The organism is Nakamurella sp. GG22 (assembly GCF_052976845.2).
Genome location: NZ_JBRIIO020000008.1, coordinates 94,613 through 107,227 on the forward strand (window position 1 = coordinate 94,613; position 12,615 = coordinate 107,227).

Here is a 12,615-nt window from a genome sequence, read left to right on the forward strand (position 1 = left end):
GAGGCTGCCGGCGGGTCCAGTGCCACAGGTGCAGGGTCTGCAACGTTGTGCGCCTGCGGGTGTGGCACTGGACGCGGGAGCACCTGCTGGGTCGGCACACCCCGCGGTCAGGACATCCCAGGAGCGGGTCGTCGGCCGGAAGCGATCTAGAACGGGCTCGGCCGGATCCAGTGCCACGTGTGCAGGGTCTGCAACGTTGTGCGGCAGCGGTTGTCCCTGCGGGTGTGGCGCTGGACGCAGAACCGACCGTCAGCACAGACCCCGGCCGGGCTTGCGGGTGACTCAGACAGCGGCGACCAGGTGGTCGAACCCGTCGACCAGCTCCGGCTTGCGGGGCTCGTGCCCGGTGTAGATCGCGGACGGGCGCACCAGCTTGCCCAGCTTCTTCTGTTCCAGGATGTGCGCACTCCACCCGGCGGTCCGGGCGCAGGTGAACATCGCGGGCATCATCGCCGCGGGGACACCGGCGAAGTCCAGGATCACCGCGGCCCAGAACTCCACGTTGGTCTCGATGGCGCGGTCGTGCCGGCGTTCACGCAGAATCCGCAGGGCGGCCTGCTCGAGTGCGGCGGCGGCTTCGTAACGCGGTGCGTTGAGCTCCCGACAGGTGCGGCGCAGGACTCTCGCGCGCGGATCCTCGGCGCGGTACACCCGATGGCCGAAGCCCATCAGCCGTTCCTTGCGGTCGAGGATCCCGTTGACCAGGCCGTCCGGATCGCCGGAGGTTTCGACGGCCTGCACCATCGGCAGCACCCGGGCGGGCGCGCCGCCGTGCAGCGGCCCGGACATCGAACTGATCGCACCGGTGACGCAGGCCGGCACATCGGCGCCGGTGGAGGCCACCACCCGACCGGTGAAGGTGGACGCGTTCATCCCGTGCTCGGCGGCCGAGACCCAGTAGGCGTCGATGGCCTTGACCTGCTCCGGGCTCGGATCACCCAGCCAGGTGGTCATGAACCGCTCGACGATGCTGGAGCACTCGGCCAGGCGGGATGCAGAGACGGCAGGCCGGTTACCGCGGGCGGAATGCGCCGCGTAGGACAGCACCGCCGAGGTGGTCTGGGCCAGGTGGTCGCGGGCCTGCTCGTCCGTGATGTCGAGCAGCGGACCGAACCCGCGGGCGGGTGCGAGCAGCGGCAGCGATGCCTGGACGTCGACCCGGACATCGCCGGAGAGGAAGGCAGGGGGTGCCGTCTCGATCGGCAGTCGCGCGCCGAACGCGTCGTCGACCAGCAGCGCCCAGACGTCGTCGAAGCCGACAGTGCCGACCAGATCGTCGATGTCGACGCCGCGGTACCGCAGTGAGCCGCCGTCCTTGTCGGGCTCGGCGATGCCGGTGTGAAAGGCGACGACGCCTTCCAGGCCGGAAACGAACTTGGTTCCGTTGGTCGTCATTGACGTACCTCCACATTGAGGAGTGCCGACTGCAGGGGCAACGCCGGCGAGCGCAGGCGTCGACAGGGAGCGACATCGGCCGGACGACCGGGTGGCCGTGCCTGGTTGAGGCGTACAACGACCGGCCCGCTTTCAAGCCGTGAGATCACAATGCCTTTACTTTGACCCGGTGGCCAGCGGGAGCGGCGTGTTATCCATCACGTGGAAGCAACCCGAAAGGCCCTGTGACCAGCGGAGATCACCCTCCGAGTCGACCGCCTGCACCCGTCCGGGGGAGCCGGCCGGGTGATCGCCGCCCGGCTCGGACGCACCGTCCCGCCGACCGACCGTTGAGCCCGGCGTAGCGTTTTCTCCGGTCCCTGCCCACCGGCGAGCGGACCGGGGTCGTGGAAGGGAACGCACGTGGCCGTCAGCCAAGCCGGGCAGGATTCGGGTCCGGATCTCGCCGCCATGCGGGAGAGCTACTCGCTGGCCGGACTCTCGGAGTCCGACCTGGCGCCCGACTGGCTCTCGCAGTTCAAGGTCTGGCTCGCCGAGGCTGTGGACAGCGGTATCCGGGAACCGAACGCGATGGTGGTGGCGACGGCGTCGCCCACCGGGGACGTCGCCACCAGGACGGTGCTCTGCAAGGGCCTGGACGAGACGGGCATCGTCTTCTACACCAACCTCAGCTCCGACAAGAGCCGTGACCTGCAGGCCAATCCGCGCGCCGCGGCGACCTTCCCGTGGATCGCCCTGCAGCGGCAGGTGCATTTCCGCGGACCGGCGGTCAGGGTCTCCGACGAGACCGCGGAGCAGTACTGGGCCACCCGGCCGCGCGGCTCGCGGATCGGGGCATGGGCCAGCCCGCAGTCCACCGTGCTGCGTGATCGCGCCGCGCTGGAACACTTGCGGGCCAAGGCGTACGAGCGCTTCGGGGACGAGGACGACCCGGCGTCGACGGCCGCGGCGGACATCCCGCTCCCGCCGTTCTGGGGTGGGTGGCGGATCCAGCCCGAGACTGTCGAGTTCTGGCAGGGCCGCGTCGGCCGGCTGCACGACCGGCTGCGATACCGATCCGACGGTGCCGGCGGTTGGGTCGTCGAACGGCTCGCTCCGTGACAGTGCGGTGACGGCGGGTTCGCACGGGTCGGAGTCTGACGAGCCGGTTGCGGACGGAGTGGCTCCGGCTGCTGAACCAGCCGGTGATTCCCGCTCCCGGCTGCGCCGGATCGGACCGGACACCCGACCGCTGAGCATCCCGGCCTACCGCCGGCTGTTCCTCGGCCAGGTGACGACCGTCATCGGCGCGATGCTGACCACGGTCGCCGTCCAGCAGCAGATCTTCGACATCACCCAGAGTTCGGCCTGGGTCGGGATCGCCTCGCTCGTCGCGCTGGTCCCGCTGGTGGCCTTCGGGCTGCTCGGCGGCGCCATCGCCGACACCTACGACCGCCGCAAGCTGCTGATGATCACGTCCGTCGGCATCGCGGCGACGAGCATCGGCCTCTGGCTCGCGGCGTTGTCACAGGCGGAGTCGGTCTGGGTGGTGCTGATCCTGCTGGCGGTCCAGCAGGGCTTCTTCGCCGTCAACCAGCCGACCCGCAGCGCGATCATCCCGCGAATCGTGCCGGCGGACATGGTGCCGGCGGCCAACGCCCTGGGCATGACGGTGTTCAGCCTGGGCGTGATCGTCGGCCCACTGCTGGTCGGGCTGCTGATCCCGGTGGTCGGGCTGCCATGGCTCTACTTTCTCGATGCGCTCACCCTGGTGGCGATCCTCTACGCCGTCGTCAAGCTGCCGCCGATCCCGCCGTTGGGCGAGCACCGGGGACGGGCGAAGGTGCTCGACGGCATCGCCTACCTGCGGCTCAAACCCCTGCTGCTGATGACGTTCGTCGTCGACATCATCGCGATGGTCTGCGGCATGCCGCGCGCCCTGTTCCCGCAGATGGCGCAGGAGACCTTCGGCGGTCCGCCCGGTGGCGGCCTGGCTCTCGGACTGCTCAATGCCGGGCTCGCGGTCGGGTCGCTGATAGGCGGCCTGACCGGCGGCTGGATCCACCGGGTCTACCGGCAGGGCATCGCGATCATCGCGGCGATCCTGATCTGGGGGCTGTCGATGGCACTGTTCGGCACCACCTCGGTGCTGTGGCTCGCGGTGCTGTACCTGGCCATCGGCGGTTGGGCCGACCTGGTCAGCGCCGTGTACCGATCGACGATCCTGCAGGTGAATGCCACCGATCAGATGCGCGGGCGGATGCAGGGTGTGTTCACCGTCGTGGTGGCCGGCGGGCCGCGCCTGGCCGACCTGGTGCATGGGGTGGTGGCCGATGCGACGTCGACCTCGTTCGCCGTCATCGCCGGCGGGGTCGCGACGATCGTGCTCACCCTGCTGGCCGCCTTGCTGGGCCGATCGCTGTGGCGATACGACACCCGGGTGCACTCACCGACGGGGTGACCCGCCACCGCCTGGCGCAGTCAGCCACCCGGTTGGCGCCCTCCGCCGCTCGGTTCCGGCACAATCACCGCGAGGGCTGTTCGGTGCGCCGAGGCCGCAGCCGACCAGGAGGCCCGATCCATGTCCGACCAGCGAGGGCACGTGCCGCAGGACTGGGCGCCGTACCCGCGCCTCGACGATGCAGTCAGGGCCTATGTCAGGGATGCGGATGCGGCGCTCGAGGCCCTCGGCGGCGTGCTCGATCCGGCAAGCGTCGTCGCCTTCACCTGCGAGCGGGTCGCCTCCCAGCAGTCGTGGGGCGAGTCGCTGTGGCAGGAGGTCGCGGTCACCGACGGGCAGCGGCTGGTTCTCTGGCACGGCGACGACGAGGTCGATGACGACCATCCGGGACGGCAGATGTTCTCCTCGTCGATCCGCACCATCCCGCTCTCGGCGATCGTTGATCAGGGGCTGCGCAACCGGTTTCGCCGGGAACCCGACGGATCGAGGACGATGAACGCGGTGATCCTCTATCTCTCGACGCAGACGCCGGAGCGGTCGATCACCGAACTGGCCGCTGCCAACGAGACCCGAGCCGTGCACCATGTCGAGACCTATCGCTTCTCCAAATCCGTGACCGACGGGGGATTGGCCCAGATGGAAAGACTGCTCCAGTTCGGACGGGCGCTGTCCCGGGCGGCCGGCCAATCAGCCGGGAGTCCCCGATGACGGCGCCCCGGCCGGTCAGCGGCCGGCAATTCGCGATCAGCAGCGGGCCGGTCACCGCGAGGGTCGGCGAGGTCGCAGCCGTCCTTCGCGAATTCAGCGTCGGCGACGTACCGTTCACCGAAACCTGGGACGACGGCTCGCTGCCACCCATGGGCTGCGGAATCGTGCTGGTGCCGTGGCCGAACCGGATCGCCGGGGGAACGTGGACGCTTCGCGGTGCCCAGCAGCAGTTGGACATCACCGACGTCGGGCACAACGCCGCCAGTCACGGCCTGCTGCGGAACACCGCCTACCGCGCACTGGACCAGCAGGACTCGAGCGTCACCCTCGGCGCCACGATCTACCCGCAGCACGGATACCCCTTCACCCTCGACACCGAAGTGACGTACGCCGTCGACGATCACGGCCTGACGGTGACCCACGGGCTGACGAACGCCGGCACGGCCGCGGCACCGTTCGGAGTGGGCGCGCATCCCTATCTCCGGGTCGGACGGCACCCGGTCACCGACCTCACCATCACGGTGTCCGGCGACAGCTACCTCCGGACCGACGACCATCTCATCCCGATCGGCCTCGAGCCCGTCGACGGCACACCGAACGACCTGCGGGCCGGCGCGAGCCTCGCGGAGCTCGACCTGGACGTGGCGCTCACCGGCCTGGACGTTGCCGACGGCCGGGTCGAGCACCGGCTCGCCGCGCCGGACGGCACCGGCCTGGTGCTGTGGGCCGACGCGGTCTTCGGCTGGGCACAGGTGTACTCGCCGCCGAACTTCCCCGGCGCGGGCGCACCGGATCCGCGCCGGGCCATTGCGATCGAACCGATGACCTGTCCCGCCAACGCGTTCAACAGCGGTGACGGGCTGCTCTGGCTCGAGCCGGGCGAGGCGTGGAGCGCGTCATGGGGTCTGCGACCGACCGGGTTCTGACACCCGTCTGACGGGGACGGCAGGTCAACCCCGCGGGCGGGACTCCCAACGGCGCAACGTCTCCGCCCGCTCGGCGGCGTGGTCGACGATCGGCTTCGGGTAGTCGGGAGCCGCGCCGGAAGGCAGCTCCCAGGGTTTGTGCACCGCCTTTCCCGGGATGTCCCGCAGTTCCGGCACGAAGCGGCGGACGTAATCGCCGTTCGGGTCGAACTTCTCTCCCTGTCCGACCGGGTTGAAGATCCGGTAAAAAGCAGCGGCCTGCGGCCCCGAGCCGGCCACCCATTGCCAGCCGTGGTTGTTGGAGGCGTAGTCGCCGTCGACCAGGTGCTCCAGGAAGTACGCCGCCCCGAGCTGCCACGGCAGGTGCAGATCCTTGACCAGGAACGACGCGACGCCCATCCGTACCCGGTTGTGCACCCAGCCCTCGGCGATCAGCTGCCGCATTCCGGCGTCGATGTACGGGTACCCGGTGCGTCCTTTCTTCCAGGCGGCCAGTCGCTCGTCGGCCACCGGACCGGTGTCGCCGCACAGGACGTCGACGACGGGGTCGATGGAGGTCCACAGCGATGCCGGCCGGTGGAACACGACGTCGGCGTAGAACTCCCGCCAGGCGAGTTCGCGCCGGTACGCGGCGGCGCCGGCCCCACCACGCTCGGCGAGGTCGGCGAGCATCGTCCGTGGGTGGATGCAGCCCCATTTGAGGTACGGCGACATCCGGCTGGTGCCAGGGTGATCGGGCCTGTCCCGTTGATCCTGATAGCTGTCGATGCCGTACTTCCCGGTCGGCTCCGACGGCCGATCCGCGCGGGATGCGTTGTGCTGCAGGAAATCCCGCCAGGTCTGTTGGGCCGCCGCCGCACCCGGCTCGGGGAGCATGGTGGCCGAGCCGACCGGGGCGCCGATATCCGCCGGGGTCAGCCGCGGCACGCCGCCCGCCGCTGCCGGGTCCAGCCAGTCGACCGACCCGGCCGGCTGTGCTCGGCGACGCCAGCCGTGCGCGGTCCACCCCCGGAAATACGGGGTGAACACCGCGTACGGGCTGCCGTCGGGCTTGCGGACCCGGCCCGGCGCCACGGCGTAGGGCGAGCCGGTCGCCACCAGCTGCACGTCCCTTTCGGCCAGCGCCTTCTCGACCTTCGCGTCGCGTCGCCTGCCGTACGGCCCGTAGTCGGCCGAGATGTGCACGGCCGAGGCGCCGACGGCCGCCGCGACCTCGGGTATCACCGCGGACGGGCGCCCGTGGGTGATCAGCAGCCGGCCGTCCAGCGAGGCCGACAACGTCTCCAGGCAACCCGCCAGGAATGCCCGGCGCGGTGCACCGGACGGCGTCAGCACAGTGTCGTCCGCGACGAAAACACCCAATACGTCACGAGTGTCGGAAAGGGCCTCGAGCAGCGCGGGATGGTCGGCCAACCGCAGATCGCGGCGGAACCACAGCACAGTGGGTGGCGTCATGCTCCGATCATGCCTGCGCCCCCCGACGGTCGGTCAGCGTCCGCCGAGGTCCACATAGTCGCGCGCCGCATACCCGGTGTAGACCTGCCGGGGCCGGCCGATCTTGGTGGCCGGGTCATTGATCATCTCGCGCCACTGGGCGATCCAGCCGGGCAGCCGGCCGAGGGCGAACAGCACGGTGAACATCCGGGTCGGGAAGCCCATCGCCTTGTAGATCAGGCCGGTGTAGAAGTCGACGTTCGGGTAGAGCTTCCGGGAGATGAAGTAGTCGTCGGAGAGGGCGACCTCTTCGAGTTGCTTGGCCAGGTCGAGGAGTTCGTCGTTGGCGCCGAGGTCGGCCAGTACCTCGTCGGCGGTGGCCTTGACCAGGGCGGCGCGCGGGTCGTAGTTCTTGTAGACCCGGTGGCCGAAGCCCATCAGTTTGACGCCCGGTTCCTTGTTCTTGACCCGCTTGACGAACGAGTCGACACCGCCGCCCTCGCTCCGCATCTTCTCCAGCATCTCCAGCACGGCCTGGTTGGCGCCGCCGTGCAGTGGCCCGAAGAGTGCGTTGATTCCGGCCGACACGGAGGCGAACAGGTTGGCGTTCGAGGAACCGACCAGCCGCACCGTCGACGTCGAGCAGTTCTGCTCGTGATCGGCGTGCAGGATGAGCAGCTGGTCGAGCGCCTTGACCAGTTTGGGATTGACCACATACGGCTCGGCCGGGAACCCGAACGACATCCGCAGGAAATTCTCGACCAGTCCGAGCGAGTTGTCCGGGTACAGCAGCGGCTGGCCGACGGACTTCTTGTACGCGTAGGCGGCGATCGTCGGCAGCTTCGCGAGCAGGCGGATCGTCGAGAGCTCGACCTGAGCGGGATTGAACGGGTCGAGCGCGTCCTGGTAGAAGGTCGACAGCGCGCTGACCGCACTGGACAGCACCGGCATCGGGTGGGCGTCGCGGGGGAAGCCGTCGAAGAAACGCTTCAGGTCCTCGTGCAGCATGGTGTGCCGGCTGATCCGCTGCACGAAGGCGCTGAGCTCGTCGGTGCTGGGCAGTTCGCCGTGGATGAGCAGATAACTGGTTTCCAGGAAGTTCGAGTTCTGCGCCAGCTGCTCGATCGGGTAGCCGCGGTAGCGCAGGATCCCTGCATCACCGTCGATGTATGTGACCGCCGACGTGGTCGAGCCGGTGTTGGTGAACCCGGGGTCGAGCGTGATCGCGCCGAACGTCGTCAGCAGCTTGGAGATGTCCATTCCCGGCGAGCCCTCGGTGGCCGGGATGACCTTGAGTTCGAGTTCCTGGTCGCCGAAGCGCATCGACGCGGTCGGCGTCTCGTCCGATTGTTCGGTGACGGCCGGCGTAGCGCCGTCGGACACCGCGTCGGGTTTGCTCGTCTCAACATCTGACGTCGCGGCGGTGTCGGTGACCTCGGGCATAAGGGGCTCGCCTTCCATGTGTCTCGCGGCGACTGCCGGCACGCCCCTCAGGAGAGATCCCGGCGGGGGCTGCGGAATGGCGCCGATGACATCCGAGGTTACTGGCCCCAGCTAACCGCTCGAGCCGCGGGAGGGTCGGCGCCCGGGTCGCCGGTGGCCCATCGCACAGCCTGCGAGGTGCCGGGGCGCGACGTAACCTGCGCACACCACCGACGGAAGGCATCGACGATGAGCCTGACCCTGGCCGCCATCCTGGCCGAATCGGCGACACGGCACCCGGATCGGGACGCCATCGTGATCGGGCAGCAGCGCACGACGTACGCGACGCTCTGGGAGCAGACCCGGCGGTACGCCCGGGTGCTGCGGGATGCGGGCATCGGTCCAGGTGACAGGGTCGCGCTGCTGATGCCGAACGTCCCGGACTTTCCGCGCGCGTACTACGCCATCCTGTCGCTCGGTGCCGTCGTCGTCCCGGTGCACGCACTGCTCGTCGCCAGGGAGATCGGCTTCGTGCTGACCGATTCGCAGGCGAAGATGCTGATCGCCGCGGCACCGTTGCTGGCTCAGGCGATCCCGGCCGCCGAGCAGGCGGGCGTGCCGCTGATGGCCGTGATGGGCGACGACGCCGAGGGCCGGGAGGCCCCCCGGCTGGATCAGCTGGCCGCAGATGTCGAGCCGATCGCCGCCTACGTCGAGCGCAAGCCGGACGATGAAGCGGTCATCCTCTACACATCGGGGACCACCGGGGCGCCCAAGGGTGCGGTGCTCACCCAGCTCAACATGACGATGAACGCCATCGTGACGGCCACCTCGGTGGTGATGCTCACGATGGACGACGTCATCCTCGGTTGCCTGCCGCTCTTCCATTCCTTCGGCCAGACGTGTGCGATGAACGCGGGCTTCTTCGCCGGGTCCACCCTCGTGCTGCTGCCCCGGTTCGACGGTGCGGCCGCCCTTGATCTGATCGTGGCAGAGCAGGTCAACGTGTTCATGGGGGTGCCCACGATGTACATCGGCCTGCTCGCCGCGGCGCGCGAGGATGACCGCAGGCCGGTCCTGCGGATCGCCGTGTCCGGCGGTGCCAGCCTGCCGGTCGCGATCATCGACACGGTGGCCGAGGTCTTCGGCGCCGACATCTACGAGGGTTACGGGTTGAGCGAGACCTCACCGGTCGCGACGTTCAACCAGCCGGTCTTCGGGCGGAAGGCGGGCACGGTCGGTCGGGCCGTCTGGGGTACCGACGCAGCGATCGCCGCGGCCGAGATCGAGGACCGGATCGAGCTGCTCCCGCAGGGCGAGGTGGGAGAGGTGGTGCTGCGCGGGCACAACATCTTCGCCGGCTACCTGAACAATCCGCAGGCGACCGCGGCGGTGCTGGTGGACGGCTGGTTCCGATCGGGTGACCTCGGGGTGATGGACGAGGACGGGTTCCTGTCCATCGTCGACCGCAAGAAGGACCTCATCATCCGCGGCGGGTTCAACGTCTATCCCCGCGAGGTCGAGGAGGTGCTGGCCGGCCACCCCGGCGTCGCTCAGGTCGCGGTCGTCGCCGTGCCGGACAGCCACCATGGCGAGGAGATCTGCGCGGTCGTGGTGCGCTCACCGGAGGGTGGTGAGCTGGATGCCGAGACCCTGATCGAGTGGTCGAAGGACCGGCTCGGACGCCACAAGTACCCCCGCCGCGTCGAGTTCTTCGAGGCGTTGCCGCTCGGCCCGTCCGGGAAGGTGCTGAAGCGCCAGTTGGTCAAGGAACTCTGACCCGACCGGCGCAACCGGCCGCTCCGCCGAGTGTGTCCGATTTGTGCTTGACGCCGCGGCGGTGGTCACGCACAGTTAGCGGTCTGGGGAGGCCTTGCCATGAGAAGAACCACCGTGTGTGCCATTGCCGCTGTCCTTCTGCTGGCCGGCGGCTGCGCGTCAGGCGTCAGCGGCACCCCGGCGGTAGGAACCGCCGCGGTCGCAGCCACCTCTACGTCGGCCGGGACCACCCCGTCCAGCACGGCCACGTCCACGCCGGTCACGACTGATACCCCGGTCGCGTCCGATGTCTCGGTCCCGGACTCCACTGGGCCGGACTCCACTGCTCCGGACACCTCGGCCACCGAGACCGACGCCACCGAGACCGACGACACCGCCGCGAGCACCGACGGAACGCTCGCCAGCGGCGTGACCATCGAAGAACTGGCAGATGACCTGGATGCCGCACAGCAGGTCGTCGACGGTTTCTGGGCCAAGCACTGGACCGACTACTACACCGGCGAGTACCAGCCACCGACGGTGGTGGGCCTGTACGACGGCACCGACGAGGAGAACGCGCCGACCTGTGACGGCGAGCCGCTCGAGTCGTACAACGCGTTCTACTGCGTGTCGGAGGACTACGTCGCCTGGGACGCCAGCCTGCTGGTGAACGGCGCCGACCTGATCGGTGATTCGTGGGTGTACCTGGTGGTGGCGCACGAGTGGGGGCACGCGATCCAGGCCCGCCTCGAGGACAACCTGGTCGCGACCGCCGAGGAGTTGCAGGCCGACTGCCTCGGTGCCGCTGCGATGTACGGAGCCGTGGCGGACAAGACGCTGAAACTGGAGCCCGGTGACGACCAGGAGCTGATCGGGTCGCTGACCACGCTCGCCGACCAGATGCCCTGGACGATGGCGTCCGATCACGGTGACCCCTTCCAGCGGGTCGAGTGGTTCACCAAGGGCCGCAACGGCGGCGTGCCCGCCTGCTTCGAGCCGGCCTGACACCCGACAAGACCCACCCGACGCCGAGGACGCATCTCCGCCCGGCGACACAGCGCTGACCTGCCGGACCTGCGGTACGGGTTCTGGCACCCTGGCGATCGGGCGACTTCCGACATCGGTCGGCAACCTGCGGGACGGTCGGTACGTCCTGACGTCGGTACGTCCTGACGGCTGCACGCAGGACGCGAAACGAACGAAACGAGGAAACGCATGCGAGCCCGATACCTGGTCACCGGACTGGTGGTGGTCCTGGCCGTGGTCACCGGGGTCCTGATCTATCAGGGCAATCAGACCGACGCCGCGAGCTCATCGCCACTCACCGTGACGCAGACCTCGACCGCAGCGGGCACGCCCACCGATACCTTCGGCCGTGACACCGCCGCTGCGACGGAGTCGCCGGTGGATGTCCCGGCCGGCGACCGGCCGCCGACCAATGTCCCGATGACGAAACTGGCGCCCGGGGACAAGGCACCGCAGTTCATCATCTTCTCCTTCGACGGTGCGGGCTCGCACCAGCGGTGGAACGAGTTCATGGCCGCCGCCGAGCCGACCAACTCACGGTTCACCGGATTCCTGTCCGGCATCTACCTGCTCGGTGACCCGGCCAAGGACGCCGGCGTCTACATCGGACCGGGCCACGCACCGGGCAAGGCCTCGATCGGTTACGGCGGCCCGGAAGAAGAGATCGTCACCGAGGTCAACGATCTCAACCTCGCGTACTCCAAGGGCCACGAGATCGGCACCCATTACAACGGCCATTTCTGCGATGACAACCTGCCGGGCGGCAACCAGTGGAGCACCGCCGATTGGACCGACGAACTCGACCAGTTCTTCACGTTCATGAAGGACTGGAAGACGCTAAACGGCTACACCGACGCGCCTGACCTGAAGGTGCCCGTGGAGTCGATCAAGGGCGGGCGCACCCCGTGCCTCACCGGTTCGCTGGAGGTCCTGACGCCCGCGTGGAAGAAGTTCGGCATGACCTACGACTCGTCGATGCCGGCGCCGTACTCCGGCATTGCCTGGCCGGAGAAGGTCGACGGCATCTGGGAATTCTGGATGCCCACCGTCTACTCGCCTGGCTTCGACAGCACGACGATGGCGATGGATTACAACTTCTGGTTCAAGTTCAACCAGGGCCAGGACGAGCCGGAGACAGCACCGGAATTGCGCGGCATCGTCAAGAGCACCTACGACTTCATGTACGACCAGGCGTACAACGGGAACCGGGCGCCCGTCCTGATCGCCAATCACTTCAACAAGTGGAATGGCGACTCCTTCAACCCGCCGGCCATGGATTTCATGAAGGAGAAGTGCGGCCAGCCGGACACCTACTGCGCCACCTACCAGGACGTCATCGCCTGGATGGAGATGCAGGATCCCGAGGTGCTGGCCGCACTCCAGGCACAGCCCGCGGTCGCGGGTGTCGCGCCCTGACCTGACGCCTGACGGTCGGTATCTGTTGTTGATCGCCGCCGGGTACGGGTGATGCTTCGAATCGAACATCACCCGTGCCCGGCGTCATCG

General features: G+C 68.7%; 10 protein-coding genes. 7 read left to right on the forward strand and 3 right to left on the reverse strand.

Features of this window, described 5'->3' with window-relative positions; genetic code table 11:
* Positions 1-282 precede the first annotated feature (282 nt).
* A complete protein-coding gene (locus tag ACVBEQ_RS11020) occupies positions 283-1,395 on the reverse strand; it encodes a citrate synthase 2 (protein ID WP_447153174.1) in 1,113 nt (370 codons plus the stop codon).
* Between the two features lie 450 nt (positions 1,396-1,845).
* Here ACVBEQ_RS11020 and pdxH point away from each other — a divergent pair, with 450 nt between their 5' ends.
* The 4 genes from pdxH (at position 1,846) to ACVBEQ_RS11040 (ending at position 5,469) form a co-directional block, all read left to right on the forward strand.
* Positions 1,846-2,496 (forward strand): pyridoxamine 5'-phosphate oxidase, encoded by a 651-nt coding sequence (pdxH, locus tag ACVBEQ_RS11025; RefSeq protein WP_447153265.1) that lies wholly within the window; start codon positions 1,846-1,848, stop codon positions 2,494-2,496.
* A gap of 58 nt (positions 2,497-2,554) precedes the next feature.
* Positions 2,555-3,835 (forward strand): MFS transporter, encoded by a 1,281-nt coding sequence (locus ACVBEQ_RS11030; RefSeq protein ID WP_447153266.1) that lies wholly within the window; start codon positions 2,555-2,557, stop codon positions 3,833-3,835.
* Positions 3,836-3,955: 120 nt separating this feature from the next.
* Positions 3,956-4,543 (forward strand): hypothetical protein, encoded by a 588-nt coding sequence (locus ACVBEQ_RS11035; protein WP_447153175.1) that lies wholly within the window; start codon positions 3,956-3,958, stop codon positions 4,541-4,543.
* A complete protein-coding gene (locus ACVBEQ_RS11040) occupies positions 4,540-5,469 on the forward strand; it encodes an aldose 1-epimerase family protein (RefSeq protein WP_447153176.1) in 930 nt (309 codons plus the stop codon). The genes ACVBEQ_RS11035 and ACVBEQ_RS11040 overlap by 4 nt, the downstream gene beginning before the upstream one ends.
* 24 nt (positions 5,470-5,493) lie before the next feature.
* Here the strand turns inward: ACVBEQ_RS11040 and ACVBEQ_RS11045 are convergent, their stop codons facing one another.
* Both ACVBEQ_RS11045 and ACVBEQ_RS11050 read right to left on the reverse strand, forming a co-directional pair.
* Complete coding sequence (locus ACVBEQ_RS11045; protein WP_447153177.1) at positions 5,494-6,924, reverse strand: cryptochrome/photolyase family protein; 1,431 nt, start codon at positions 6,922-6,924, stop codon at positions 5,494-5,496.
* A gap of 33 nt (positions 6,925-6,957) precedes the next feature.
* A complete protein-coding gene (locus ACVBEQ_RS11050) occupies positions 6,958-8,346 on the reverse strand; it encodes a citrate synthase (protein ID WP_447153178.1) in 1,389 nt (462 codons plus the stop codon).
* 228 nt (positions 8,347-8,574) lie between these two features.
* On the opposite strand from ACVBEQ_RS11050, the gene ACVBEQ_RS11055 reads away from it, so the two are divergent.
* The 3 genes from ACVBEQ_RS11055 (at position 8,575) to ACVBEQ_RS11065 (ending at position 12,525) form a co-directional block, all read left to right on the forward strand.
* Positions 8,575-10,104, forward strand: a complete 1,530-nt coding sequence (locus ACVBEQ_RS11055) for a long-chain-fatty-acid--CoA ligase (RefSeq protein ID WP_447153179.1) — start codon at positions 8,575-8,577, stop codon at positions 10,102-10,104.
* A gap of 99 nt (positions 10,105-10,203) precedes the next feature.
* Complete coding sequence (locus tag ACVBEQ_RS11060) at positions 10,204-11,088, forward strand: neutral zinc metallopeptidase (protein ID WP_447153180.1); 885 nt, start codon at positions 10,204-10,206, stop codon at positions 11,086-11,088.
* Positions 11,089-11,298: 210 nt separating this feature from the next.
* Positions 11,299-12,525 carry a polysaccharide deacetylase family protein gene (locus ACVBEQ_RS11065; protein ID WP_447153181.1) on the forward strand — a complete coding sequence of 409 codons (1,227 nt, stop codon included), beginning with the start codon at positions 11,299-11,301 and terminating at the stop codon, positions 12,523-12,525.
* Positions 12,526-12,615 lie beyond the last annotated feature (90 nt).

Coding starts and splice junctions, on each gene's coding strand:
- ACVBEQ_RS11020 (WP_447153174.1), bottom strand. CDS start 1,395: ATGACGACCAACGGAACCAAGTTCGTTTCCGGCCTGGAAGGCGTCGTC.
- pdxH (WP_447153265.1), top strand. CDS start 1,846: ATGCGGGAGAGCTACTCGCTGGCCGGACTCTCGGAGTCCGACCTGGCG.
- ACVBEQ_RS11035 (WP_447153175.1), top strand. CDS start 3,956: ATGTCCGACCAGCGAGGGCACGTGCCGCAGGACTGGGCGCCGTACCCG.
- ACVBEQ_RS11040 (WP_447153176.1), top strand. CDS start 4,540: ATGACGGCGCCCCGGCCGGTCAGCGGCCGGCAATTCGCGATCAGCAGC.
- ACVBEQ_RS11045 (WP_447153177.1), bottom strand. CDS start 6,924: ATGACGCCACCCACTGTGCTGTGGTTCCGCCGCGATCTGCGGTTGGCC.
- ACVBEQ_RS11050 (WP_447153178.1), bottom strand. CDS start 8,346: ATGCCCGAGGTCACCGACACCGCCGCGACGTCAGATGTTGAGACGAGC.
- ACVBEQ_RS11055 (WP_447153179.1), top strand. CDS start 8,575: ATGAGCCTGACCCTGGCCGCCATCCTGGCCGAATCGGCGACACGGCAC.
- ACVBEQ_RS11060 (WP_447153180.1), top strand. CDS start 10,204: ATGAGAAGAACCACCGTGTGTGCCATTGCCGCTGTCCTTCTGCTGGCC.
- ACVBEQ_RS11065 (WP_447153181.1), top strand. CDS start 11,299: ATGCGAGCCCGATACCTGGTCACCGGACTGGTGGTGGTCCTGGCCGTG.